Here is a 26643-nt window from a genome sequence, read left to right as displayed (position 1 = left end):
GTCATGCCAAAGTTGCTGCCTGACCAGGCGCTGGCAACCCGGATCCAGGCGGAGCTTTTTTCATCATAGCGGCCAATGCGATCCCAGTGGAACTGCACGCGTACCCTGCCGTATTCGTCAGTGTGAATTTCTTCTCCGGCAGGACCGGTGACTAAGGCAGTTTGCAGGCCATCAATTTTGGGTTCAGTGCTGTTGTAGCCGCGCCCTGGGCGGTAGGGAACGATTTTACGGATGCAGCTGAGGTGGTTTTGATAATGCGATGGGGTACCGGTGTCCATCTGGTAGTTATTGGTGGCGCTGTGGCGTACTTCTAGGATGAGGAAGGTGTCGGCATTGTCATCACTGCCAAGGACTTCGGTATCGAAGTGGTGGGTGAGTCGGAACCAGCGTCCTGGTTGGGCGGTACGGTCATTACCAGTGGCTTCAAAGTGTTTGCCGCTAGCTTCGATTTCTTCCATCCGCAGGCGTGACTGTTGACTGCCATCGGCAGCGCTGTTGAAGCCATAGCTACCGCTGTATTCGTAGACTTCGAGATCGAGTACATCGCCTTGCTGGTTGCTGGTGGGCAAGCTGGCGTGTTGGGGGGTGGGATTTTTAAAGTCAAAACTGGTGAGTACGACACTACCTGGGACGATGCGTCTTACCGGGGTCCAGTCACCAATGGCGTCGTCTTCTTGTGAGCCTGCGGCGCGTTGGAAGGGGATTTCTGCGGCGAAGCCGTCAATGGGGGCGGCTTGTGTGGAGTCGTCTGCGAGGATGAGGGTGTGGCCATCGGCGCGGTGTTCGTACCAGTAGTACCAGCCTTGTTGTTCCCAGCGACGATGCAAGTAGTTGTAGTCGGTTTCGTCAAACTGCATGGCGTCTGTAAAGGCGGGGTCATTGCTGATGCGTAGTTCGCTGTCTCTGACCGGGTAGTCGCCGAAGATGTCTTCGGTTTGGTCTAGGAGCGTTTTACCGTGAAAGAGGTAGTTGTCACGACGTAAGCGGGTGTAGGCTAACCAGGGTAGCAACACCATCTCGTAATAGACATTGCCGCCATCGGCTTTGACTAGGCGAAACTCGAACACATATCCATTAAAAAACCGTTGACTGCCATCTTCTCGGATAAGCTCTACCGTGACCATCTTGCCTTGGATGTCTTTGAGCGCAATGGTGGCGTCATTGGAAATGACTTCGACGGTATATTTAAAATCGCGTGAGACCGCTTCTGTTGCCTCTAGCCGATTGACGACCATGAGCGCCTTGGGGCCATCGTTTTTAGGAAAGGAGAGACGCAGGAGGCGATTGGTTTGACGACTTCCGAAGATCGTGTTGAGAGCGGCGTCTAAGGTGGGAGTCATCAGGGACTTTCTGAGCTTGGTTTAACGATGGTCAGTATCGGGGCGGGGCGAGCGGCGAACAATTAAGAATGAGTTAACTACTTCGATTTAATTGACAAATAAATAAGTTATTATTTTAATACTTAATTATTTATTTGTCTATCGTTTGTTGGTGTAATTTTTTTAGGGTGTCTGGGTAAGACGCCATCCAGGTAATAAATGGCGTCCTACTCTCCAACTTAGTCAACAAGTCAAACACAAACTGACTCATTGGTGACGTTAAACCGATTGCGTGTCAAACAGCGTTCAAGAATGTGGCAGTCATTGATCTGTGAACCAGGATAATAATTTCACAAGAAATTGCTCAAAAGTAGCCGTATGCAAGCCGACGTTGTATCACTGGAAGAATCAATTACTTGGTCGTGAGGCCCCCACATCCATGAAAGCACCTATCGATTCAGAACGAGTTCCAGACAAGGCAGAACTGACAGACCTACAAAAGCAAGTCGATTCGCTTCAACGGGACATCCGGCGATTACAACTGGAACATGATCTATTAAAGAAGGCCAATGAACTGTTAAAAAAAAGGACTGGGCGTCGCCCCGCAGCGCCTGAGTAGCAGGGAGAAGACACTGCTGGTTGACGCCCTAAAGCACACCTATGCGCTCTCGGAGCTATTTGCAGAACTTGGCCTACCTCGTAGCGCCACCTTTTATCATCGGGTCCAACTGAGGGGCGCTGACAAGTATGCTGATGTGCGTGTTGCCATCACCGACATCTTCCAGAGCAATCACCAGCGTTACGGTTACAGGCGAATGCGTGCATCACTTGGCCTGCGCCAGATGTTTATCTCTGAGAAAGTCGTACAACGTTTGATTAAGCAGGAACATTGGGGCGTCACCGCTAACAGAAGGCGTCGGTATGGATCTTAACTGGGAGAAATCAGTCCAGCGCCAGAGAATCTCATCAACCGGGACTTCCAGGCTGCTACCCCAAATGAGAAATGGCTGACCGATATCACGGAGTTCCAGATCCCGGCTGGGAAAGTGTATCGATCGCCCATGATCGATTGCTTTGATGGCTTGGTTATCAGTTGGACTATCTGCACCCGTCCGGATGCCAATCTGGTGAACACGATGTTAGATGCAGCCATCGAGCGGGTAGCCAACGGCGGAGACCGGCCTGTCGTTCACTCTGGTCGTGGTGCCCACTATCGCTGGCCTGGTTGGCTCTCACGGATACACAACGCAAAGCTGATTCGTTCGATGTCGCGCAAAGGATGCTCACCTGACAATGCCGCCTGTGAGGGCTTCTTCGGACGGCTGAAGACTGAAATGTTCTATCCGCGCGATTGGCGTTCGACCACAATTGCACAATTCATTGAAGCGCTTGATACCTATATTCGCTGGTACAACGAAAAACGTATTAAGATGTCTCTTGGTTATCTCAGCCCGATCGAATACCGAGAGCGCCTAGGTTTAACAACGTAAATCAGTCCAATAAAATATCCGCCCCCCGTACCAGTGCGCCGGTTAACATAAATTTGTTGTCATGAGGTTTCACAACTGCCACAACCAATTTCCGGTATTTTTGTGGTCGGTTGAGCGTGCTGAACTAGATCGTTCCAGAACGTAACGGGATAACTTCAGCACCAACGCGCAGTTTGTCTAAATAATCTGCCCAACGTTGCATCATCTCCCGTCTTGCTGGTAAATGTGCAGTACGATTATAGGCGCGGCCATTTGGATCTTTAACTGCATGTGCTAACTGATGTTCAATTAGATCAACGCGCTCTCCTAGCACCTCATCCATGATAGTGCGTGCCATTGCTCGAAACCCGTGCCCTGTCATTACTTCCTTGCTGTAACCCATACTACGCAATGCGGCATTGATAGTGTTCTCACTCATGGAGCGTTCACTGGTGCGAATGCTGGGAAATACAAACTTACCATGACCAGTAATACGGTGTAATTCACGCAATATTGCTAACGACTGTAATGATAATGGCACCATGTGCTGGGTTTTCATTTTCATTTTTTCGGCGGGTATGCGCCATTCCGCAGCATCAAGATCAAATTCCACCCATTCTGCCGCACGGGGTTCCCCAGGTCGTACAAATAACAAGGGAGATAATTTTAATGCAGCTGTGGCGTAGGGGTGTCCGCTGTAGCCGTGAATTGATCGCATCAAGTCAGCTGCCTGCTTGGGTTCGGTAATGGCCGCATAGTTTGTTTTGGGAACAGAAGCCAAAGCGCCCTTTAAGTCCGAAGTTACATCGCGCTCTGCCGATCCAGTTGCAACGGCATATCTGAACACTTGACCACATATTTGTTTTATTCGATGCGCTGTCTCAATGGCACCTCGCGCCTCCATTTTTTGTACGGCTGCCAGTACATCACGCGGTCCAATCTCAATAATAGGTTTGCTGCCAATGTAAGGAAAAATATCTTTTTCCAACCAAGTGGTTAATTTTCCTTGAGTACTTTCGACGCGATTTGTTGCTGTTTTTTTAAGCCATGTCCGTGCGACAGCCTCAAAGGTATTTGCGGCTGAATCTGCACGCGCTTGTTTATCGTCCCGTTTGGCTTGTGCAGGATCAATGCCGTCAGCTATCAACTCCCTTGCAGCTTCACGTCGCTTTCTCGCTTTGGCAAGAGAAACCGCTGGATATACGCCTAACGCTAATGTTTTTTGCTTGTCGTTGAATCGGTAATTTAATCGCCAATATTTTCCCGAACTCTTAACCAGCAAAAAAAGTCCTTGCCCATCGGTGAATTTGTTGCCTGCAGGCTTACCGTCATGTTTTGCTTGCCGAATAAATGTGTCTGTTAATGCCATACCGCACCCCATTTGTTGGTACCTGAGTTTCTGCTTTTTATAAGTACCAACAGAAGTACCATGATTTTGTTGGTATCTGATAATACTGTAATGGATTGGGTTGGACAAGAATTAGTCTGAGCAGCTATAGAGCAGGCTGATTTTTGGACTTGATAACATTGGGTTAGACAGTGCAGTGGTGCGACCGACAGGAATCGAACCTGTATCGCCAGCTTCGGAGGCTAGCATCCTATCCGTTGGAAGACGGTCACGTGCACAAATATTTGCAGAGCGCTATTGTAGCCGTTAGGGTTTCAATATGTATAAAAGAAAGTGATTTAATTTAATCTGGAGAGAAATTAAATACTATTGATCCATGCAAACTCATTATCAATAAGATCAGCAGCTTCGCCTTAAACTTTGATCTTACGTCAGATATCACAAGGCAACGTTGGTGCCAAAGGGTCTAGGTTTCCCTGTAATTTTCGGTACGATCCAGAGGTCATTCCCGTCCAACACTTAAACGCACGGATGAATGAATTGCCGTCGTGAAATCCCAATAGATAGACAATTTCGTTCGGCGAGATGGTTGAGCGGGCGAGGTAATGTTGCGCTAGTTCTTGGCGCGTTTCTGTCAGCACTTCCTGATAGCTCACCGACTCGTCGCTGAGATGTCTTTGTAACGTACGCTTGCTCATCGCCAGCCGGCTGGCGGTATCCTCAATTGCACTTAATCCGCTTGGCAGCATCTCCAGCAGAGCGCTTTTGACTCGCTGTCGCACACTGGATGACTTATCCAAATCAGAATGCCTGCGCCTCAAACCCGGCTCAAAAAATAACCACATGGCATCGTTCTCGGTCAAAAACGGACGGCTAGCATCCCGGGCAGAAAATACAATGTGGTTGACGTCAGCTTGTCGTATTGGCCGCCCGAAATATACTTCGTATGGGGCGCTGCGCTCGGGCAATTGCGTCAGCAGATTCCTCCAGCGCGCGCCACAAATTAAAATATTGGGCAAGCGTTACGCTAGCGTCCTTGCATGCAAACAAGTCGCCCGGCAATTCCGCACGCTTCAGAACTTCAACAGGATTGAGTCCCATATCGGCAATCAACAACCTCCACGTTGGCTGGACGATGAACTGAGTGGCGTATTTCATCTTGGTGTTCTAATTTGCTCGCAGAATGCCGCTGCTTGGGTGGCTTGATGAAGATTCATCAAGTTTAATAGAGGCTCCAAAAGAATCTTCATCCAAGCTATTTCAAAAACCCATCTGAGCCTTAAGCCCGCCGATAAAGGTATCGTCGTCCTGTGTCTTACGACCCGCGATCATTTGCCGTGCGTCTTCACCCGCAGTGTAGCGAAGCTGGCTGCTGCCATCGGTGACTGCGCTATAAATAACATCAGCGACGACCTCAGGTGCCGAGGCATGTTGGGCAGACGGAGCAAAAGAATCGAACAGGCGTTTTACGGTGGGTTGATATTCAGCTAAGGACTCGTCGTTGTGGAAATCAAATGAGCGGCCACCAAAGTCCGTTTTGATCACGCGGGGTTCAACGATCTTCATCTTGACGCCAAAACATTCCAACTCGTAATGCAAAGCTTCGGACAAACCCTCAACGGCGAATTTGGTGCCGTGGTAAAGGGTGCCCAGCGGAAATGTCATCTTACCGCCGATGGACGAGATATTGACAATGGTGCCAGATCGCCTGCTGCGCATGTGAGGCAGTATCGCGGTGGTCACTGCCAGCAGACCAATTACATTGGTGTCGAACTGGCGCCGAATACTATCCATATCAAACGCCTCAAGCGGTCCATAGGCTCCTTAGCCAGCATTACTCAGCAGAACATCAATCTGTCCGAAACCTTGAATCCCGCCTGAAACTGCTTGCTCTACCGACGCGCTGTCTAGCACGTCCAGTTGCGTGACCAGCACGTTCTCAAGGGCAGATAGCTCCTTCTCATGCTAGGGATGTCGCATGGTCGCGATGATATTCCAGCCTTTGGCCTGAAAGTGCTTCGCAGTTGCCTTACCAATCCCACTGCTCGCACCGGTAATTAAAATGGTCTTGTTTATGTCAATTTTCTCCAAAAAATTCCGTTCGGTTTCGTCTTGTTTCGTCCTGCTTCTTCCTGCTTAGCTCTGTGAACGGTGGAAAAAATTATTGCATGGCGATGCGGCTGGCACACTAGCTATTGACGCCAATGTACAAGCAGATCGTGCCAAAGTGTGCCATTTCGTGCCATTTATGCTTGGAATAGGGTTCGTATTCAGCTTCGTACCCAACTCTGCATTAAAACTTAATTACGTCTTTGTCCCAATGCTTTTTCAATTTTTTGATCGGTTTTGTATTGGCTCAGCGCATACACGGCCCAGATGGTTGCCGGAATCCAGCCAAGAATCGTGATTTGTAAAATCAAACAAATGATGCCCGCAACAGGACGACCAATCGTGAAGAAAGTTAACCAAGGAAATATCAAAGCAATGAGTAAGCGCATTCAGGTACCTTCAAATCAGTAGATTAATAAAACAGGCTGGGTAAATTTAGAACTCGTCTTCTCTGCGGCCATCCACATTGGCTATCAACAAGAGTTTCGACAAAGTTATTCAAACGCTACCATAGTTTAATTACAGGACTTACGCAAATTATCAGCAATCCATTATGGATGAATATAATATACTCCCACTATGTATATTTAATTGTCCAGGTAATTGCTGGTCTATGTAGCGATTTTTAGATAAAAGCAGGGGAGTATAGCTAAATAATTTTTACAAATATTAGAACTTACACAAAAATCTGCCCCCCCTCACTAAGGTGACACCGAGGCAGAGAGAGAAAACAAGAGAATAGCGAATCAACACTTTTCCCTGCCTTGATTGTTGCTTTGTTTCTCCGAACTTCTGTGTCATTGGGGTTTGAAGCTTTTTCATCCAGTTTCAATGACAATGGCAGCAAATTTATTGAGATTGGGTTTGCTGTCTCGTGATTTTTATGCGCCTATGAACGGGTTCTTGTGGGTTTCTGGTCATTAATGCGTGGGTTTTTCATTCCAAACCGCAAGCTTTCACCTATAATCACAGGTTTGATGAGCTTAGCAACACAATAAGCTCGTTTGCAGCGCCCAGATTCAACTATAAATAAATTGCCACGAGGACTCCATGAGCAACGCACACGACCCGCACGACGACCACGAATCAGCGATCAAGACTCCAAAACAACTGATAGTTGCGATTGCTGCCAGCTTTCTGGTACCCATCATCATCATCGTTCTGCTAGTCAAATTTGTGACCACCGATAGCAAAATCGGTACAGGTTCTGATGCACAAACACCAGAAGCCATTGCCGCTCGTATCAGCCCAATCGCTGATGAAGGCTTCACATTCAAAGACGCTAACGCACCTAAAGTATTGCAATCCGGCGAGGTTGTCTATAAAGCAGTGTGCTCTGCCTGCCACGATACCGGTGCTGCGGGTTCACCAAAATTTGGCGACGCAGGTGCGTGGTCTGCACGTATTTCTCAAGGTTACGATACGTTGGTATCACACGCGATTGCAGGTATCCGCGGTATGCCAGCCAAAGGCGGCAATCCTGATCTGGACGATGTTGAAGTTGCCCGCGCTGTAGTTCACATGGCAAATGCCGGTGGTGCCAAGTTTAAGGAACCTGAAGTGAAAGTCGCTGCCGCTGCAGCAGCTTCTGCAGAGGCATCTGCTAAATAAACTGTAGTTGCACATCATCTAAAAGCCAGTCTCATGACTGGCTTTTTTCATACATCTTCACTAAGATTATTTGTTAATTTTACAATTAACATATTACAATTCTGATCTCACGCAAGAAGACGTTCTTGCATTTTTTTGATCCATCTTTTTGATCCGATCCGGACTTCCAGTGAAAAAAACTTTTGCCCTTGCCACTATGGCAGCCACTCTGCTGTGTGCATTTCCTATTCACGCAGATGAAAAACCAGCCACCGTCGCTCCTATAGCTGTAAAACCCCAAGCTGCGCCATCCAACCTGACAAAAAACCTTCCCGACTCTGCAATGTGGCAAGTGTTTGAGGCAGTTACCACTGAATTGCGCAGCCTGCGCCCGCAACATCTCCCTGCAAGCGCCTTGGTGAGTAAATACAATGCCTTCGATTTTTCGCCATCGACTAAACAAAAATTATTCAAAGTATTTGGTACAGAAAAACCGGTACATATAGATGCCAAGTTACGTGCAGACGGAAAAATTGATCTGTCCGTGCTGGTCGATGCCTTGAACTACGCTGATCCAGTAATGAACTCCACTTTTCAGTGGGCGCCGATTACAAGTAACAGTAGTTTCGATGATAGCTTTCGCCAAGTCGACATTACCGCAAATATGCCTTGGTTCAGCATCGCAGATAAAGGTGGTTTGACGGTCAGGGCTGACGACATCAGCTACCAGGGCGCGCAATCCGTCAGCACACATGGCGGCTGGCTGGGTAAGGCTAGCGTCAAAATCGCGACGATCGATGTTAGCGACGCAACTAACGCTGTACACGGCGCAGCAAAAGACTTTACTGCCACATTTGATATTCAACAGCGTGAGAAATTTGTTGATATCGACTATCAGCTGGCTCTGCAGTCAGTCAAATGGGATAAAGATGAAATTGGTCCTATCCGCTTTGGGATCAAGCTGAATAATCTGGACGAACTCACCATGTCTAACCTGAAAAAGGACATGGAAAAATTAGAAACACGTAAATTACCAGATGCTAAACGCAACGCTGAAGTCATGGCAGCGATGAAAAAAGCGGGTTCAAAAATCATCACTCCGCTGAGCTCTTTGGATATCCAGGAATTATCAGTGGTGTATCACGGCTTTAAAGCCTTAGTGACCGGAAAAGTCAGTTTGAATAATACGAAACAAGCTGATTTTTCCTCTTTCGAGAAGCTCAAAGATAAGCTGGTAGCGCACTTTGATATGGAAATGCCGATGGGACTGGCCGAAGAGATTTCTAAGCTCGTTGCCCGCAGGTCTCTTGAGCAAAAAGCAGAAAAAGGCCAGGTCGTAAGCGAAGATGCCGTCAATCAGACTGCGAACTTACTGTTGACTCAGACCATAGAAAATTTGCGCGCGCAAAAATTGATTGTTGTGGACGATCAGACTCTGCGCAGCAAAATCGATTTTGCTGATGGCAAATTGCTGGTCAACGGCAATCCGGTGTTTTCACCATCGCCAAAAGCTAGTACAAAAAAATAAGCTGTCAGTTTCTGCATTGGTTTTAAAAATAGCGCGTGATCATCAAGGGAGACCGGCTTGATCAACGCGCTGTTTTTTTATCAGTATTACACTATCAGCATTGCCCGGAAATCGTTGACATTTGTCAGCGTTGGCCCGCTCACAATTAAATCGCCTAAAGCGGAAAAAAATCCATAGCCGTCATTGTCATCCAAGAGTACCGCAGGCCGCAGCCCTAAGCCTTGTGCGCGCTGTATCGTATCTGGTGTGCAGATCGCTCCGGCATTATCTTCCGAGCCGTCAATGCCATCGGTGTCACATGCCAGCGCATAAATCCCGGGGTGTCCGTCCAGCGTTTTTACCAGGCTGAGTAAAAATTCTGCATTGCGCCCGCCGCGCCCTTTACCACGCACAGTGACGGTCGTCTCACCACCTGACAAGATCACACAGGGTTTGCTGAATGGTTGATCTTTGTTTGCAATCTGTTTTGCCAGCGCTGCATGCATCATGCCAATATCGCGTGCTTCGCCTTCTATTCCATCAGACAAAATATAGGCATTAATCCCAGCAGCACGCGCTGCGCTTGCTGCGGCATCCAATGCATGTTGGGCGGTGGCGATGATGTGATGCTGATGTTGTTGAAAAATGGGATTGTCCGGTTTTGGCGTCTCACCTGCACCAGATAACAAATGCTGCTCGATATTTGCCGGAATAGTGATCGCGTATTTGCGCAAAATGGCTAATGATTGCTCGCAGGTGGTCGCGTCTGGCAAGGTCGGGCCGCTGGCAATCACACCAGCTTCGTCACCCGGAACATCGGATATCAGTAGCGTCACCACTTTTGCTGGTGCGCAAGCCAATCCCAGCCGACCACCTTTGATCGCAGACAAATGCTTACGGACGCAGTTCATCTCACCGATGCTCGCGCCGCTTTTCAGCAGTGCTTTATTGATTGCCTGCTTTTGCTCCAGCGTGATACTAGCGGCTGGTAGCGCGAGCAAAGATGATCCGCCGCCAGAGATCAGACATAGCACCAGATCATCTGCTGTTAATCCCTGCACCATTTGCAATATACGAGCGGCAGCTTGCTGACCTGCAGCGTCTGGTACCGGATGTGCTGCCTCGATTACTTCGATTTTTTTGCAGGTTGCACCATGCCCATATCGGGTTACTACAAGGCCGGTGAGTTGATCCGTATTTCCTCGCCAATGTTGCTCAACCACCTTGGCCATGGCTGCTGCACCTTTACCCGCACCGATCACAATCGTGCGTCCTTTGGGTGGTGGCGGCAGAAAAGCTGGCAGACATTTCTCTGCACTGACGGCATCTACCGCAGTCTGATACAAGGAACGTAAAAAAGCGTGCGGATCGGAGATTGTCATCACAGGTCTTTAAAAAATGAGATTAACAGGGCTTACTCACAATTGTCCCAGCAAGGAGCCGCACCAGAACTAGGGCAGTTTTGCGTAAGTCCTAATTAAAGTAGGATAGCGCTTTTAACCCTTTGCACAATACAACGATGATAAACCAGAGTAATTACGATTTTAGTTCCGTCCATCATGCCATGCAGCGCTATGTTGATAAAGAGATTCTGGCGGGCGTGTCCACTGCGGTGCTGGTCGGGCGCGACCTGGTCGATGTGCATTGTGCTGGCTGGGCAGACAAAGAGAACGGTATCGCTTTGCGTGAAGATCATTTATTCCGTATTTTTTCTAATAGCAAACTGGTGACTTCGATTACGGTTTTACAGTTGATGGAAGCGGGAAAACTGCAGCTCGACGACCCGATTGAGCAGTACTTACCGCAACTGGCCAAGCGCCGCGTACTCAAACCCGGCGCGACCAGTTTGGATGATACCGAACCCGCCCGGTCTTCTATCACCATCCGCCAGTTACTGACACATACCTCGGGCTTGAGTTATGGCCTGCTGGATCACGGCAGCATGATTTACAAAGCGTATGTAGAACGCAAAGTATTGAATGCGGCCGCGCCTTTATCCACCCTGATTGATGTGCTGGAAGAGCTGCCGTTGACCTTCCATCCTGGCACACAATGGGAATATTCGATTGCTACGGATGTCTTGTCGCGCCTGGTCGAAGTCGTCAGTGGAGTCCCTTTTGATGTGTATTTGAAGGCGCATATTTTTGATCCGCTTGGCATGCATGACACCAGTTTTTGGGTCACCGGCGAGAAGCAGACTCGGCTAACGGCGTATTACGCTGGCAGCGATCCCAGTAATATTCTGCAACGTGGACTGAAGCGGCTGGAAAAATCTCCCTACCCCGGTGCTTTCGTCACGCCGGTGCCGCGTTTGTCTGGCGGCGGCGGTCTGGTGTCCAGCTTGCACGACATGATCGCGCTGCTGCGCGGATTGCTGCCTGGTGGTTTTCAGCTACTACAACCCGAGACCATCGCCCTGATGATGCGCAATCATTTACCAGACGGTACGGGCATCGCTTTTCCGGGTGTGGGTAACATCCCGGGCAAAGGTTTCGGGCTGGGTGGTGCCGTGACCTTGGTGCCATCGTCCATCGATCCATCGGCCTCTACCGGTGAATTTGAGTGGGGCGGCATCGCGGGAACGCATTGGTGGATTTCCCCCAAGAACAACCTGGCTGGCGTGCTGATGGCGCAAAAGCAGATGAGCTTCTGGCATCCGTTTTCATTTGAATTCAAACGCCTGGCGTATCAGGCGGTTGGTGCGGTTTAGATTGGCGGTTTTTGCTGATATCGTCGAGGTGCATGGAAAGTCAGGAAAAGCCGCCTTTCCATGCCCCGAGGTTAAACATATACTAGGATGGAGTAATTTTTAACGTCCAATCATTCTCTGGACAATTAAGTTAATTATTGATGATACTCCCCTTATTTTGACATTTAATGGGGAGTTTTTCTGTATTTGTTTAATTTGTTTAGGCTGCGATGTTGAGATGGGCAGGGGGATTGATTGCCGCATCTTGCCTTAATGACACGTCGTCTTTGACTTTCGCTATCCCAAACAAAGGCCGTAACAGCGCAACCCGACGTACTATTTCAAAGATCCCAAAGCTGATCGTCAAGGTGAGTAAAATCAAAATCGGACCTTCGATCGCTGGCGTGAGTTTAGCTGGTTTGAAATAATGTGCCATCACGATGATCAGTGTTTGGTGCACGATATACACAGGGAACACCGCTTGCGTCAGATAACGTCGCTGGCTGCTGTCAAATTGCAGGTGGCGATGGGCAAAGCCGCAGACTGCGAGGATGGCGCTCCATTGGCACAAGGCATACACCACACGTTGCAAGTGACGCCAAAATTCGACCTGCGACGCTGGTATCACTGTCTCGCCCATGGCGTAATACACAATCAGCGAACCCCAGCATGTGATGGCGATACCCAGATTGAGCCAACGTTGCGGATTAAGCCGTGCCCAGAAGTTCGCTTGCGTTGCTAACAGCGCGCCCATTAAAAACAGCACAAAATAGTTGGCGTGGTTGTACCAGTCATCCACCAGTGCATGGGTTTGCGGAAAACGACTAAACAGGCAGATACGTTTGATCGCAAAAATAGCCACGGGCAGAGCAATGATCTTCCAGCCCGTCAGTAAATTCGCCAGCCAGTCAGAGATAGTGTTAAAGCGTTTGCCCAAGGCGAGTATCAAACAACCGAGCACGACGCTGTACACCCAGAGATAACTGACAAACCAAAGATGATTCCAGGTCGGCAGGCGGAGGCAGCCGTCTTTGTCGCAAAAGCCGTGGTAGGCCTTTAAATACAGCTGCATAAAGTCGAAATAGCTGCCTTGGTAGGCGACTTTTTCCACGACTTCAAAATACGATTGTGGCGGTACGATCACCAGCATGCCGAATAACAGCGGTATCAACAGACGGCTGCTGCGCTGGCGCATGAATTGTGTTGCGCTAAGCTTTTTCAGCATGAAGGCCGACGCGACACCAGAAATCATAAACAGCAAACTCAGCCGCCATGGCGATGACAGCATCATCAGCGGCTCTATCGCGTCACTGGCGAAAGCACTTTTGATATGAAAACCCCAAGTCACGTAATACATGCCGGTGTGATACACGATCAATAGCATGAAGGCAAAAATACGTACCCAGTCCAAAAAATATAGGCGAGCATTGATATTAGTATTGTCAGCGTATGGGTTCATGGCAGCGATCTCTGAAGTTGTTTAGATTGAACAATTTCAGATTAAATCGATGCACAGACAGAGGCCAGCGGAATGTGGCGAGATGGGATTTAGCCGGGGCGAGTCGGAATTGTCTGCAATTTTTCCATCACTTCCGCCCGATATTGGCGACTGCAAGGTACTCGTGCGCCGCCTCGTAATACCAGTTCGCAATCGCCTTTATCTAGAGTAACGATGCTGTCTATCCAACTCAACTGCACCGCTGCACGACGATGACAGCGGATAAATTGTGCGCCAAGCTGATCCACTAATCCGCTTAAGGTCTGGCGCATTAGGGGATGCTCGCCGGCAGTGTGCAGCACCACATAATTGTCGGCAGTTTCTATCCACTCGATATGTTCAACACGGACGACGCGGGTAACGCCACGCTCGGTAATTAATAGCTGCTGGATCGCATGACCAGTGCCAGCCACTGGCACCTTCGCTGGCAAGGTTGGCGTCTGGCTGCGGTCTTTAAACCTAGCCCGTACTCGCTCCAGCGCGCGTTGCAAACGGCTCTGATCAAACGGCTTCAGCAAATAGTCAATCGCATTGGCGTCAAACGCCTGGATCGCATATTGGTCATAGGCAGTCACGAAGACGATCAGCGGTGCAGGGCCATCAAGATGATTGGGCAGTGATGCGGCCAGTTCCAGTCCGCTGACTTCTGGCATTTGGATATCGAAGAAAGCGACATCCGGTTTGAACTCCGCCATTGTTTGTAAAGCCTCAATTGCATCCCGCGCTTCTTCCATCGCGCTGATATCCGGTTCTTGCGACAACAGGCGGCGCAGCTTGTCGCGTGCGGGACGTTCATCATCGACAATCAGGACGCGCATGCGGTTCTCCAGGGCAAACGCATTTCTGCCAGAACACCAGCGGGACTGAGCTGAGTAAGCCTGAGGCTTGCAGTGTCGTCACCGTATTGCAAAGCAAGGCGTTCGCGGATGTTGCGCAGACCTATGCCGGAATGGCCGTCAGAGTCTGCATCTTTGGTCTGAAGCTTGCCCTGATCATCTCTCAGCCGCAGGACTAGCATATCGGATTTGCCGCTGTCGTCCACTTCACCTGTCTGATCCCTCTCACGCTTTGCGCTGATCTGGATATGCGTAGTTTGGCGACACTGCTCGACCGTATGCTTAAAGATGTTTTCCAGCAGCGGCTGCAGGCTCATGACTGGCATGGTGCAGGTCAAAGTGTCGGGATCGATTTGCCAGTCCAATGTCACTCGATCAGCATAGCGCTCTGCCATGACGCTGGCATAACCTCGCACCAGGCGCAACTCGGTGGCGAGCGGCGCTTCATGCTGCTCGCTGACCTCTAAGGTGGCGCGCAGAACATCAGCTAGCTGAATTAGCGTGGCATCGGCTTTTTCGACATCGGTGTGCATCAGGGAAGAAATCGTATTGAGCGCATTAAATAAAAAATGCGGCTGCATCTGCTGCGTCATTCTTTGCAACTGCGCTTGCCGTAACAAGGCATTCGATTGTTCGGCGTGTAGTTTTTGTTTGACCAGCTCAAAGTAAGACAGCAGGCCAAACAAAATCACCATAAACATACTCAAAAATATCGAGAGCTTGATCGATTCATATAAAAATAATTCTGGCCAGGCCCGGTGATAGTAAGGCATACCCATGAGTGCATACACCGCATGTCGTATGCCAAATGTGATCGGTACAAAACAGATCCATTGCAATGGCAAGCACAAAATTTGCAGCGCAAACCAGCGCCACGGCGTTGCCAGCAAGTAGTCATACGGTTTTGTCAGGCGCCTTTGTGTGAGCCAGATAAATAGACCGGTGATTGCAGACGAACTTTCCCACAAGATCGGCTGCCAGAGTAGCCTGCCGCCGTCGCGCTGGAAGTCCTGTACGGCAACCGAGACCATGAGCAAAGTAAACAACAGCCATGCCATGACGACAGTGATTTTGCTGCGGGTGGAATGCATACGTTTGTACTTGGTTACGTTAATCGATGTAAAAAAGACTGCCAGACTGCCGCGCTAAAGCGCCGATGATTGCCGATTCTGTCCTGTCTGTCAAAACATGCGATGTGACTCCACCGTAGCAGAGGAACTAATCATCAGGCAAATTTGTCAACATTCTGGTAATGAGCATATTCTGCGACATTGAGAAAGTGCCATTGCAAAAATGATCAATTTTTCATATAAATGAAGAACGAACGGCAGAAACAAGTCCTTACAAGTATTTTGCTGCAGCGCACAAAAAAATACTTGACCCGATAAATTAAAGGCGTACAATAAGAATTGTTGCGGTGCACCATTCAGGTAAATGAGATGGAAAGCGCTGTCAAATTCCGCATTCGGATACTTACTAATAGTCACGAATACTTAAGAATACTCACTTTTATCTTTCCAGGAGAACACCATGTTCACAACACCAGAACAATTTATCGCTGCTACTAAAACTTCTATGGAAGCGCAATTCGCTTCTTTGACCGCTTTGAACAAAAAAGCATTTGAAGGCTTAGAGCAAATTTTTGCTTTGAACGTCAGCGCTGCTAAAGCGACTTTGGAAGAAGGCACTGCAACTGCTAAGCAATTAGTTGGTACTAAAGATCCAAAAGAATTTATGGCTCTGGCAGCTGCTCAAGCACAACCTAGTGCAGAAAAAGCATTGGCATATGGCCGTCATCTGGCATCCATCACTTCTGCTACTCAAGCTGAATTTACTAAAGCAGTAGAAGCACATATCGCTGAAACAAATACTAAAGTCGTTGCTTTGATCGACGAAGTCACTAAAAATGCACCCGCAGGTTCCGAGCAAGCAGTAACAGCATTGAAATCCGTCATCGGCAATATCAATGCAGGTTACGAGCAATTGTCTAAAACTAGCAAGCAAGCTGTTCAGACTCTGGAAGAAAACTTGGCAAATGCCACTCAGCAATTTACACAAGCTGCTGAAAAAACGACTAAAAGCAAGAAGTAATACTTGATGGTACTTGCAGTGCTTAGCTGAAACATCAGCTGCAACGCATCAGGCAACACGGTTTTAAAAATGGGCTCTCGGAAACGATGAGCCCATTTTTTTCGCCCAGTTTTAATCTGCTTTTTAATCTACTTGCTAATACCGCCTCTGCATCAAACGATATTAGGCGATCCTGAACGGTAAGGATTAAAATGGAAAATAACAAGGGGATTTAAAAAATGCCCATCATTCCAAGCTCACCCATGAGCATTCACCGAGGAGATTCACATGCAAGACGTCGTCATCGTTGCTGCCGGTCGCACCGCAGTAGGTAAATTTGGTGGTTCATTAGCAAAAATTGCCGCTTCTGATCTTGGTGCACATGTCATCCGAGGTTTACTGGCCAAAACTGGTTTGAGTGCGGAACTGATCAATGAAGTTATTTTAGGCCAGGTATTAACCGCAGGCGTAGGCCAAAATGCGGCGCGTCAGGCAGTGATCAAAGCGGGTTTGCCAAATATGGTACCGGCATTTACGATCAACAAAGTCTGCGGTAGCGGTCTTAAGGCGACGCATCTTGCCGCGCAATCCATCAAAGCTGGGGATGCCGATATCATCATCGCTGGCGGTCAAGAGAATATGAGTGCTTCGCCCCATGTTCTCAACGGTTCCCGCGACGGTTTTCGCATGGGTGATGCTAAATTAGTCGATACCATGATCGTCGATGGTTTATGGGACGTGTACAACCAATATCACATGGGTATCACTGCTGAAAACGTGGCTAAAAAATTCGGCGTAACGCGTCTGGAGCAAGATGAGTTTGCACTGGCTTCACAAAACAAAGCAGAAGCGGCACAAAAAGCCGGTAAGTTTGTAGATGAGATTCTGCCCTTTGAAATCGCCAGCAAAAAAGGCACGACCGTATTTGATAGCGATGAGTTCATCAAGCACGGTACTACGCTGGAATCGCTCTCCAGCTTACGCCCGGCTTTTACCAAAGATGGCACAGTAACCGCAGGTAATGCCTCTGGTTTGAATGACGGCGCAGCAGCGGTCATCATGATGTCGGCACGTAAGGCTGAAGAACTGGGTTTGCCGGTATTGGCACGTATTAAGGCCTATTCCTCTGCCGGTATTGACCCAAGCATCATGGGTATGGGACCGGTGCCCGCTGCCCAATTATGTTTGCACAAAGCAGGTTGGAATCATCAAGATCTGGATTTGATGGAAATCAACGAAGCCTTCGCCGCACAAGCAATTGGCGTCAATAAGGAAATGGGCTGGGATACCAGCAAGATCAACGTCAATGGAGGCGCGATTGCGATTGGCCATCCTATCGGTGCATCCGGTTGCCGTATTTTGGTCAGCCTGATCCACGAAATGATACGACGCGACGCCAAGAAAGGACTAGCCAGTTTGTGTATCGGTGGCGGCATGGGCGTGGCGCTGGCGATAGAACGGTAGTCGATATCAGCACCATGCATTAGAAGTTCTGATGTTCGTCAGCGGATGCAAATCAATCATTGCATCCGCTTTTTACTTTGTCTGGAGAGCCTGTGCAATGCTGATTAATTACCCATCGCGCCCGTCATTACCGTATGTCCCCCTGCAAAAGGGAACCGACTTCTGGATACTCGATAATGCCTTGCCTGATCCAGATGCAGTACGCCAGCGAATTTTGACGCGCCATGACTGGCAACTAGGTTTCCCACATAGCAAAGAAACTTGGCCAGGTAAGCGTGTGCATGATGCCTTGACTGCAGAAGAAATGGCACCGATAGAGCAATGGGTTAAAACGGTAACGGGTAAAGATAAAATTTGGGTGACCACCGCACCGGATGGGCAAAAGCTGGATCACAATGTTGGGCAAATGGTCGGAGCGACTGAAAGCGGTGCACGGCCTCATACCGATAGTCGCGTCTTTTGCAGATACGCCGCCGTCATTTATCTGACACCGAATGCGCCCGAGGATGCAGGTACCAGTATCTTCCGCCTACGTTATCCCGATGGTACTTTAAGCGGGAATATTTGCCCTCCACCACATCGCAATTTACTCGATGCGCTCAAGGTACGATTTTTACCGCCACAAGCATGGCAAGAAGATTGTCGCCTGAAAAATATTTATAACCGTATGGTCTTATACAAAGCTAATCTGGTGCACAGCGCGACTGCTTACTTCGGTAGCGAAGACCACGACAAACGGCTCACGACCGTATTTTTTTGGATGGCGGAGGATTAGCACTTACGCTACAAAGATATAAAAAAATCCCGCAAATTTCGCGGGATTTTTTTATTGGACGGTACAACTATTTAGTACGATTTACTCAATACCATGCATTTTTGCACGCATCCATTTATTCAAACTCATAAATACCAATCCAGCAGTGATAGGAATGATCGTGAATATCAGGAAGAAAGTCGACAGCGAGTAAGTCTCAGAAATATGATCAATATAACTTCCGGTAACGCCTGCCAGCTTATTCGCGATTGCAGTATTCAGGTACCAGACGCCAAACATCAAACCCAGTAAGCGCGGTGGTGCCAGTTTGCTGATGTAAGACAGTCCGACCGGAGAAATACAGAGCTCGCCCATTGTATGAAACAAGTAAGCAACGATTAAGAAAACCATACTGACAGAGGCTGTTTTTGCACCTGCAGGAATACTGGCCGAGCCATAAGACAGTGCGGCAAACCCTAAACCCAGCAAGACCAAGCCAACGCCAAACTTCACCGGACCGCTTGGATTCCAATATTTTTCCCATATTTTAGAAAACATCGGTGCCAGAATAACGATGAAAAACGAATTTAAAACGCCAAACCAGGTCGCTGGAACACTCGATTGATCGAGCGAGAATTCACGAGACAACATCCAGATCACGAGCGACCAGATCAATGCCATACAAACTACCAGCAGCATATTGGACATCAGATATTTCTTTGCCGTGCCACCAAATAATTTCACTAGTAACCAGGACAAAATCAAGGTCGGGATAACGGTAAGCAGACTATTAATGATTTTGAAAACCATTCCACTTGCGCCGATCAAAGAACGATCAGTATAGTCGGCTGCAAAAATGGTCATAGAACCGCCGGATTGCTCAAACGCGAACCAGAAGAAGATGGTGAAGAAAGAGAACACACAAATCGCTTTTAAACGATCAGCGACAATATGAGGTGCCGCTTCTTCATGCACGACCGTGCTGGTTTGTTGTGATTTAGAGAGACCGATTTCGCCAAAAATACCTTGGGCAAAATAAAACTGTACAGCGCCTAACAACATGAAAGCACCTGCCAGACCAAAACCTAAAGGCCAGGAAATTTTTTCACCGATATAGCCGCACAACAAAATACCGAAGAAAGCACCAGAATTGACGCCCATATAGAACAAGGTATAGCCACCGTCGCGACCACTCTCATTGTCCTTGGTATACAACTGACCAACGATGGCAGAAATATTCGGTTTGAACAAACCAGTACCGGCAACAACTAAGCCTAAACCCGTATAAAACATGGTGGGTGTATCAAACAGTAAGCAAGCATGTCCGGCCGCGATAATGAAGCCACCTAACACTACCGCTCTACGACTGCCGAGTATTTTGTCTGCAATATAGCCGCCTAAGATCGGTGTTAAGTACACTAGGCCTGTGTACCAGCCGTACAGCGACGTCGCATCAGCGCGAGTCCAGCCCCAGCCGCCTTTGGCAATCTCGGTGACTAAAAACAGCACCAGCAAAGCGCGCATGCCATAGTAAGAAAAACGCTCCCACATTTCTGTAAAAAACAGCACGAACAAACTATCTGGATGTCCCAAAATAGTGTGTGCCCCAGGATTTTGAATTTTGTTCAAATGACTCTCCGTAATCAGTTTTTGGATAAAAAGGGATTTTGTCCTGCTCTTTTTTGAATTTTGCTCAATGCGATTGGGAGTAAGCTCGCATGCTACCGTCACTCAATATTGTTTAACCCTGACAAATATCTGCTGGCCCTGGTTTGCTTATTTTTTAAGCGAATGGTATCAATTCGGCGGCTAGCTTACCATGTGCCTAGTCTGGCAAAGTCTGGCTAATGCCAGAACCGATATTTGTTTGCTGAAATTGAAGATAGACATTATTTTTTTCGGTATTTTGTATAAATCAATTCGTCTGGCGTTGTTTTATGTGTCATTTCTGTTTTGGTCAACTGTCAGCGCTAGACGCTTAATGGCGCGCTATTTGCGACACTCTTTTATGTCACTATTACTTCAGCAGCGGTCATTTTCTTAAGATGCTATCAATCTCTGAGATTGCATAGCGATAGGGCTGACGGCATAATCAATCGTCATTGATCACAACAGAAAAAATCTACAGACAATTTCCTGACTGATTTTTTTGTTCTCGCCTCCTTTGTACGATCTTTTTTGAATCAGTCGTTTTATTTAAGGGCATCATGCGTACTACACCGATCAAAATCTTTGCCTCGCTGATGAGTCTGACTATGATGTCTGCTGTCAGCGCTGCCGAAAGTCCTGCCGTGAACAATACTTATCAAATGCCTGCGGCTGAATTGCAAGCTGTAGTCGACGCCCCGCGTGGGCCATCTCTCCAAATGGGACCGCAGCGTAAAGTGGCCTTGCTGGTGAGTTTGCCTGGTTTGCCGTCTATCGCCGATGTGGCGCAACCCGAGCTTAAGCTGGCAGGTTTGCGTATTAATAGCAAAATGCGTGCTGCCAGCCGGTTTGAATTTGGTGACGGTATGTCGCTGCTCGACGTGGCGACGGGCAAAACCCGTAATGTTACTGGCTTGCCTACTAATCCGCGGATTGCGGATACTGCCTGGTCAGCAGACGAACGCTGGATTGCCTTTAGCCGCTGGAGCGATAGTGGTGTGGAACTCTGGTTGCTGGATGTAGAAAAAGCCAGCGCGCATCGCCTGATTAAAGAACCCTTAAATGCAGTTGCCGGTGGTGGTTTTACTTGGCTAAGTGGCTTATCCTTATCAACGCCAAATACGCCGCAAAAACTGCTAGTGCGGGTCAATCCGCTCAAGCAAGCTGCAGCACCTGTCGCACCTACTGCGCCAACGGGGCCGAATGTTCAAGAAAGTTTGGGCGGTAAGGTCACACAAAACCGGACTTATCCCGACATGTTGAAATCTCCTGCCGACGCCGATATGCTGGATTGGCAATTGCAAAGCCAGCTCGCTATCGTCACGACCAAAGGCGAGCTGCAACGCATCGGCGTCGCCACGACTTTGCTAGCCGCGCAACCATCACCCGATGGTAAATACATCCTGGCGACGCAATTGCGCCGTCCGTATTCCAATATGTTGCCGATTTCCCGCTTTCCGCAATTGGTAGAAATGTGGGATATGCAAGGCAAGAAGCTAAAAACGATGACGGAGCGTCCATTGCGTGACCGTCTGCCGCCGGGCAATGATGCGGTAGCAACCGGACCGCGCGACTATGGCTGGCGTAGTGATAAACCAGCGACCTTATATTGGGCGGAAGCGCAAGATGATGGTGATCCGAATAAAGAGGCTGCGGTACGCGATACGGTTTTTCAGCAAGCGGCACCATTCGACGGGACAAATCCTGAAAGCGCTCCAAAAAAATTACTAGATCTTGCAAGCCGTTTTGCCGATGTGGAATGGGGGCGCGATGATCTGGCGCTGGTCACCGAGTATTGGTGGAAGACCCGCGATGTGCACGTCTGGCGCATCCAGCCAGGACAGGCAGAGCAAACAAAACCTGAGCTGATCTTCTCGTACAAATCCGAAGACCGTTATGCCGACCCCGGCAATCCGTCCAAACGCATTAACGATTTTGGCCGCTCGGTCTTACGCACTGCAGCTGACGGCAACACCTTGTTCTTGCTGGGTACCGGTGCCAGCCCTGAAGGTGATCGTCCCTTTTTGGATGCCTTTGATTTAACGAGCAAAAAAACCACTCGCTTATGGCGCTCTGCCGCACCGTTTTATGAACAAGTGCTGACCGTATTAGACGACGCTGGCAAACATCTAATTACTAGCCGCGAAAGCGCCGACGAGCGGCCAAATTTTTATCTGCGCGATCTGAGCACGACTGCCGAACCACGCGCATTGACGCAGTTTTCGCACCCGACACCGCAATTTAAAGGGGTGCAAAAACAGCAGATCAACTACAAGCGTGCCGATGGCGTAGCATTGTCTGCGACGCTGTATTTACCGCCTGGCTACGATGCTAAACGCGACGGTCCGCGACCAATGCTGATGTGGGCATATCCGGAGGAATTTAAATCTGCGGCAGCGGCGGGGCAGGTCAAGGATTCTCCTTACAAGTTCAACCGGATTAGCTATTGGGGGCCGCAGGTCATGCTGGCACGCGGCTACACCGTACTGGATCATCCGGCGATGCCGATTGTAGGCGAAGGCAAACAAGAGCCGAACGATACCTACCTGCCGCAACTGAAGATGGATGCCGAGGCCGCTGTGGATGAAGTCGTGCGTCTGGGTGTGGCAGATCGCAGCAAGATTGCGATTGGCGGCCATAGCTACGGTGCATTTATGACCGCGAATTTGCTGGCGCATACCCGACTGTTCCGCGCCGGGATTGCGCGTTCTGGCGCTTACAACCGTAGCCTAACGCCATTTGGTTTCCAATCCGAAGACCGCAATTTCTGGGATGCGAAAGAGGTCTATCAGGCGATGGCACCATTTAATTTTGCAGACCAGATCAAAGACCCTATTCTGTTTATCCATGGCGAGCAGGACAATAATCCGGGTACATTCCCGATACAAAGTGAGCGCATGTATCAGGCATTGCAAGGTCTGGGCGCAGTGACTAAATTGGTGACGCTGCCAAACGAGAGCCACGCTTATCGCGCCCGCGAATCGATTTTGCAAATGTTATATGAGCAGGATCAATGGCTGGATAAGTATGTGAAGAACGCCAAGTCCAATTAGGCCCACGCCCGGGAGCGTCTAAAAATGCTTTAGCCGAGATGCAGTCCCAGGCGAAATATAGCATTATCGGGGAGTATCTATAATTTATAGTCAGTTGTCCAAATAAAGTATGGACGATAGGGCTTAGAATTATGGTACTCCTATCTAGTATGAAGAAGAAATATTTGACGGCAATATATATCAGCAATATTCTCTTGGCACAAAGCAGAGGTTTTCATTTATGCTACTTCTACTCCCTCATCTAAGCTAAAACTCTTTATGTTAAAAGCCGTCATCCTCGATAACCAGGCAGTTGCGCGCAACTTGCTCAGTTCCGTATTGACCACTGGCGGCCACGAAATCGTGGGGGACGGCAATACCAGTCCGGCGGTGTTAGCGCGGATAGTCAAACTCAAACCACAAATCGTCTGCGTTGATATTGGCGAAACCAATCAAGAAGGCTTAACTCTGCTCGATACCTTGCGGTCAGAATTACCAAAAGCCTTAATTTTTTTGGTGTCAGCAAAAATTGATGCGCCGACCTTGCAAGCAGCGCAAGAACGCGGCGTGCAAGGCTTTATTGTGAAGCCATTTAACTCAGTCGCGGTACTGGCATCGATCCGCAATACGATTATCCGGATCGCTAAGCAACAAGCTAGCAAGCCAACTGATGCTGCTGTCGATATTGCTTCCGATACTGCGTCCAACGCTGCTTCTGACGCCGTTACTAGTTCTGTTACTAGTCCTGTTCCTAATGCGGACTCTCAAGATAGTGCAAAAAAGGGATAGCGCCTGTCGCGTTCGTCACAGCCCAGTACTAACTCATCCGGCTGAAACCCGTTTTGTCGCATTCTTCCCCATTTTTCTGGGTTAACCTTACAGTGCAGTCACTACGTAAGGATCTGCCATGACACCAACTCCATCCGCTTTACATCAGCGACAAATAGACCAACCGCTGCCGTCAGAAGTCTCGCTGCAAAGTGATACCTGGTTGACCCGCGCCCGTAACTATCCGGTTTTTTCCCGCACCTGGTATCGCTACCGCATGCAAGCTTGCTTCGGCGTGTTAATCCCTACCTTACTGTTTTGCGCTCTGATTGGCTTAATGATCAATTCAGATATGCGCAAATTTTTAACAGCCGCAATACCAATTACGATTAGTTTTTTTAGCTTGCATCTGGTCGGTACTTTAGCCGCGGTCTGGGTCAGGCAACGCAACTACCGAGAGAGAAAAGAGGTAGTCCTATTAATTCTTGCCTTGTTGTTGGGCGCTGCTTTCAGCTACGGCGTCTTTAATGGCACACGCTACGCGACAAAATATGTTGCCTATGGCGATGGAAACATCACCATTTACCTCGATGCCAACGCAAAAATAGATACCGACAAAGAGCATCCGAAAAATAAACCTGCAAGTACATCTTCTGCTTTTTCTGCTGGCGTAAGCGATGGTGCGGCGGCTGGTGCGGCTGGTGCAACTACTGGCAAACCAAAAGATAGCAGCGATCGGATCAGCAATTCATCCACCATCATGGCAGGCGATATTGTGGGAAATTTAACCGCGGCTGGTTTTCTGATCTACGCAGGCGGCGGCGTTGATCTGTGGCTGTTCTTCCGCCAGCGCAAACGTCTGGTTGAAGCCTTGCGTTTGCAAGAACTGCGGCGCGAGCAAGAGGCACGTCGTGAGGCTGAGTTGCGCTTATCGGTTTTGGTAGCGCAAGTGGAACCGCACTTTTTGTTTAATACACTGGCCGGCGTGCGTTCAGCGATTCTGACGGAACCCGGCAGAGCCACCGCAATTGTGGATCATCTAGTCGATTATTTACGGGCGACTATTCCACAAATGCGTAACGACGGCAGCGCTGAGCAGGCACGCTTATCCAAACAACTAGAAGCCGTGCGGGCTTATCTGTCTTTGATGCAGGCGCGGATTCCACGCCTGAGTTTTTCGGTGGAGTCGGATGTGGTCGATGCTGCCTTACCGCCGCTGATGCTGATCTCTCTGGTCGAAAACGCGATCAAACACGGCATAGAACCAAAGATAGGGCCGGCACATATTACGGTTACCGCAAAAGTGTTAGAGCATGAGGACGACGCGGAGTATTTAGAATTGTCCGTCGCCGATAATGGCGTCGGTTTTGGCGGCACCACATCGGGCAGCGGCATTGGTCTGGCCAATATTCAGGAGCGTTTGCAATCCATGTACGGCAAGCACGCCAGCCTGACAATCAAAGCCCGCCCTGAGGGTGGCGTGATCGCCAGTATTGTTTTACCTTTGTCCGCATAAATTCTGACTATTCGCTACGCTCAACATCTCGCCATCATTCTATAGACGACTACGATTATGACCACCACCGCCATCATTGCCGACGACGAAGATTTACCCCGCAAAGAGTTGCGCCGCATGCTGGCCGACCAGTGGCCGGAGCTGCGTATTCTCGCCGAGTGCGAACATGGTGCCGATGCGTTGGAGGCGATACAAGAACATGCACCCGATATCGCTTTCTTAGATATCCGTATGCCGGGCTTGAGCGGCCTCGATGTTGCCAACGCCGTCAAAGGTCGCTGCCATGCGGTGTTTACTACCGCATACGATAACCATGCCTTAGAAGCGTTTTCGGCTGGTGCGATTGATTATTTGCTCAAACCGATTTCGCCATTGCGTTTGCAAGAAGCGATTGATCGTTTAAAACAACGCTTCGCCACCCAACAAACTGCGCCAGATATCAGCCAGCTGATGCTAGAACTGGACAAGCGCTTGCGTACTCCCGCCGCAGAACGCATACGTTGGATCAGTGCCAGCGTGGGCGATACGATCAAGATGTTCCCGGTAGAAAAAATCCTGTTCTTTAGTTCGGACGAAAAATACACCCGTGTCGTCAGCAGCGAGGACGAGGCGCACGTCCGCAAATCACTCAAAGAAATTATTGATGGTCTGGACCCAGAATTATTCTGGCAAATCCACCGCAGCATCGTCATCCGTGCCGACGCCATCACCCGCGCGCACCGCGATGAGATGGGCAAATTTACCGTAGAACTGCGCGGTTCCAAAGAGAAGCTCAAAGTCAGCCAAGCCTATGCATGGCGTTTTAAAGCGATGTGATTTTTTTACCTGGCCTTGCTAAATTTCGCTTAATTTTTCTGAACGCGACTAAAACTATAAGATTGTTTGGCGTATTTGGTATGCAACTTAATATTAATACTCCCGATGAGTATTAATTAATTGTCCATATAAAGTCTGGACAATACGGCATATTCTATAAAAAATAAGGGGAGTATATTGATTGATAGGGTGCGCATCGCACACCTTACCA

21 protein-coding genes, 1 tRNA gene and 2 pseudogenes are annotated in these 26643 nt (G+C 48.9%); 11 read left to right on the top strand and 13 right to left on the bottom strand.

Annotation, left to right across the window (positions count from 1 at the left end):
- Positions 1-1340, bottom strand: a 1340-nt coding sequence (locus AAKU61_RS11595) for a type VI secretion system Vgr family protein (protein WP_354332360.1), incomplete at its 3' end; no start/stop codon positions are given.
- A gap of 346 nt (positions 1341-1686) precedes the next feature.
- Here AAKU61_RS11595 and AAKU61_RS11590 point away from each other — a divergent pair.
- Positions 1687-2809 (top strand): annotated as a pseudogene (locus tag AAKU61_RS11590) (IS3 family transposase); the annotation flags it as partial.
- A 124-nt stretch (positions 2810-2933) separates the two neighbouring features.
- Here AAKU61_RS11590 and AAKU61_RS11585 read toward each other — a convergent pair.
- The 7 genes and pseudogenes from AAKU61_RS11585 to AAKU61_RS11555 form a co-directional block, all read right to left on the bottom strand.
- The gene (locus AAKU61_RS11585) at positions 2934-4157 is read right to left on the bottom strand and encodes a tyrosine-type recombinase/integrase (RefSeq protein ID WP_354332362.1); all 1224 of its coding nucleotides are present in this window, start codon (positions 4155-4157) and stop codon (positions 2934-2936) included.
- A gap of 176 nt (positions 4158-4333) precedes the next feature.
- Positions 4334-4408, bottom strand: a tRNA-Arg gene (locus AAKU61_RS11580).
- Between the two features lie 159 nt (positions 4409-4567).
- A complete protein-coding gene (locus tag AAKU61_RS11575) occupies positions 4568-4981 on the bottom strand; it encodes a helix-turn-helix transcriptional regulator (RefSeq protein ID WP_354332358.1) in 414 nt (137 codons plus the stop codon).
- Positions 4982-5045: 64 nt separating this feature from the next.
- On the bottom strand, positions 5046-5294 hold the full coding sequence (locus AAKU61_RS11570) for a hypothetical protein (protein WP_354332356.1): 249 nt from the start codon (positions 5292-5294) through the stop codon (positions 5046-5048).
- 102 nt (positions 5295-5396) lie between these two features.
- A pseudogene (locus tag AAKU61_RS11565) lies at positions 5397-5939 on the bottom strand (SDR family NAD(P)-dependent oxidoreductase); the annotation flags it as partial.
- Positions 5940-6101: 162 nt separating this feature from the next.
- Positions 6102-6227 carry an SDR family NAD(P)-dependent oxidoreductase gene (locus AAKU61_RS11560; RefSeq protein ID WP_354332354.1) on the bottom strand — a complete coding sequence of 42 codons (126 nt, stop codon included), beginning with the start codon at positions 6225-6227 and terminating at the stop codon, positions 6102-6104.
- Between the two features lie 209 nt (positions 6228-6436).
- Entirely contained in the window at positions 6437-6634 is a 198-nt protein-coding gene (locus tag AAKU61_RS11555) for a YqaE/Pmp3 family membrane protein (RefSeq protein WP_354332352.1), read from the bottom strand.
- Between the two features lie 661 nt (positions 6635-7295).
- Here AAKU61_RS11555 and AAKU61_RS11550 point away from each other — a divergent pair.
- Together AAKU61_RS11550 and AAKU61_RS11545 are read left to right on the top strand one after the other, a co-directional pair.
- On the top strand, positions 7296-7856 hold the full coding sequence (locus AAKU61_RS11550; RefSeq protein WP_354332350.1) for a c-type cytochrome: 561 nt from the start codon (positions 7296-7298) through the stop codon (positions 7854-7856).
- A gap of 196 nt (positions 7857-8052) precedes the next feature.
- A complete protein-coding gene (locus tag AAKU61_RS11545; RefSeq protein ID WP_354332349.1) occupies positions 8053-9363 on the top strand; it encodes a DUF945 family protein in 1311 nt (436 codons plus the stop codon).
- 86 nt (positions 9364-9449) lie between these two features.
- Here the strand turns inward: AAKU61_RS11545 and AAKU61_RS11540 are convergent, their stop codons facing one another.
- Entirely contained in the window at positions 9450-10724 is a 1275-nt protein-coding gene (locus AAKU61_RS11540; RefSeq protein WP_354332347.1) for a glycerate kinase type-2 family protein, read from the bottom strand.
- A 137-nt stretch (positions 10725-10861) separates the two neighbouring features.
- On the opposite strand from AAKU61_RS11540, the gene AAKU61_RS11535 reads away from it, so the two are divergent.
- On the top strand, positions 10862-12052 hold the full coding sequence (locus AAKU61_RS11535) for a serine hydrolase domain-containing protein (RefSeq protein WP_354332345.1): 1191 nt from the start codon (positions 10862-10864) through the stop codon (positions 12050-12052).
- A 199-nt stretch (positions 12053-12251) separates the two neighbouring features.
- Here the strand turns inward: AAKU61_RS11535 and AAKU61_RS11530 are convergent, their stop codons facing one another.
- From AAKU61_RS11530 to AAKU61_RS11520, 3 genes are all read right to left on the bottom strand, one after another.
- A complete protein-coding gene (locus AAKU61_RS11530) occupies positions 12252-13490 on the bottom strand; it encodes an acyltransferase family protein (RefSeq protein WP_354332343.1) in 1239 nt (412 codons plus the stop codon).
- Positions 13491-13579: 89 nt separating this feature from the next.
- Complete coding sequence (locus AAKU61_RS11525) at positions 13580-14347, bottom strand: LytR/AlgR family response regulator transcription factor (RefSeq protein WP_354332341.1); 768 nt, start codon at positions 14345-14347, stop codon at positions 13580-13582.
- On the bottom strand, positions 14335-15456 hold the full coding sequence (locus AAKU61_RS11520; RefSeq protein ID WP_354332340.1) for a sensor histidine kinase: 1122 nt from the start codon (positions 15454-15456) through the stop codon (positions 14335-14337). Before AAKU61_RS11520 ends, AAKU61_RS11525 begins: the two co-directional genes overlap by 13 nt.
- A gap of 439 nt (positions 15457-15895) precedes the next feature.
- Between AAKU61_RS11520 and AAKU61_RS11515 the strand changes: the two genes are divergently transcribed.
- The 3 genes from AAKU61_RS11515 (at position 15896) to AAKU61_RS11505 (ending at position 18674) form a co-directional block, all read left to right on the top strand.
- Positions 15896-16456 carry a phasin family protein gene (locus AAKU61_RS11515; RefSeq protein WP_322120678.1) on the top strand — a complete coding sequence of 187 codons (561 nt, stop codon included), beginning with the start codon at positions 15896-15898 and terminating at the stop codon, positions 16454-16456.
- Between the two features lie 267 nt (positions 16457-16723).
- Complete coding sequence (locus tag AAKU61_RS11510; protein WP_354332338.1) at positions 16724-17899, top strand: acetyl-CoA C-acetyltransferase; 1176 nt, start codon at positions 16724-16726, stop codon at positions 17897-17899.
- A 97-nt stretch (positions 17900-17996) separates the two neighbouring features.
- Positions 17997-18674, top strand: a complete 678-nt coding sequence (locus AAKU61_RS11505; RefSeq protein ID WP_354332336.1) for a hypothetical protein — start codon at positions 17997-17999, stop codon at positions 18672-18674.
- Positions 18675-18755: 81 nt separating this feature from the next.
- Here AAKU61_RS11505 and AAKU61_RS11500 read toward each other — a convergent pair whose 3' ends face one another.
- Positions 18756-20282 carry a peptide MFS transporter gene (locus tag AAKU61_RS11500; RefSeq protein ID WP_323491917.1) on the bottom strand — a complete coding sequence of 509 codons (1527 nt, stop codon included), beginning with the start codon at positions 20280-20282 and terminating at the stop codon, positions 18756-18758.
- 578 nt (positions 20283-20860) lie between these two features.
- Here AAKU61_RS11500 and AAKU61_RS11495 point away from each other — a divergent pair.
- The 4 genes from AAKU61_RS11495 (at position 20861) to AAKU61_RS11480 (ending at position 26432) form a co-directional block, all read left to right on the top strand.
- A complete protein-coding gene (locus AAKU61_RS11495; protein WP_354332334.1) occupies positions 20861-23353 on the top strand; it encodes an alpha/beta hydrolase family protein in 2493 nt (830 codons plus the stop codon).
- Positions 23354-23611: 258 nt separating this feature from the next.
- Positions 23612-24121 carry an ANTAR domain-containing response regulator gene (locus AAKU61_RS11490; protein WP_354332332.1) on the top strand — a complete coding sequence of 170 codons (510 nt, stop codon included), beginning with the start codon at positions 23612-23614 and terminating at the stop codon, positions 24119-24121.
- A 118-nt stretch (positions 24122-24239) separates the two neighbouring features.
- Positions 24240-25616 (top strand): sensor histidine kinase, encoded by a 1377-nt coding sequence (locus AAKU61_RS11485; RefSeq protein WP_354332330.1) that lies wholly within the window; start codon positions 24240-24242, stop codon positions 25614-25616.
- Between the two features lie 57 nt (positions 25617-25673).
- Positions 25674-26432, top strand: a complete 759-nt coding sequence (locus AAKU61_RS11480) for a LytR/AlgR family response regulator transcription factor (protein ID WP_354332328.1) — start codon at positions 25674-25676, stop codon at positions 26430-26432.
- Positions 26433-26643 lie beyond the last annotated feature (211 nt).

The sequence above is a fragment of the Undibacterium sp. GrIS 1.2 genome (assembly GCF_040544435.1).
Classification (GTDB): domain Bacteria; phylum Pseudomonadota; class Gammaproteobacteria; order Burkholderiales; family Burkholderiaceae_D; genus Undibacterium.
Note: the sequence above shows the minus strand (reverse complement) of the source record. Positions and strands in the feature narration are given on the sequence as shown.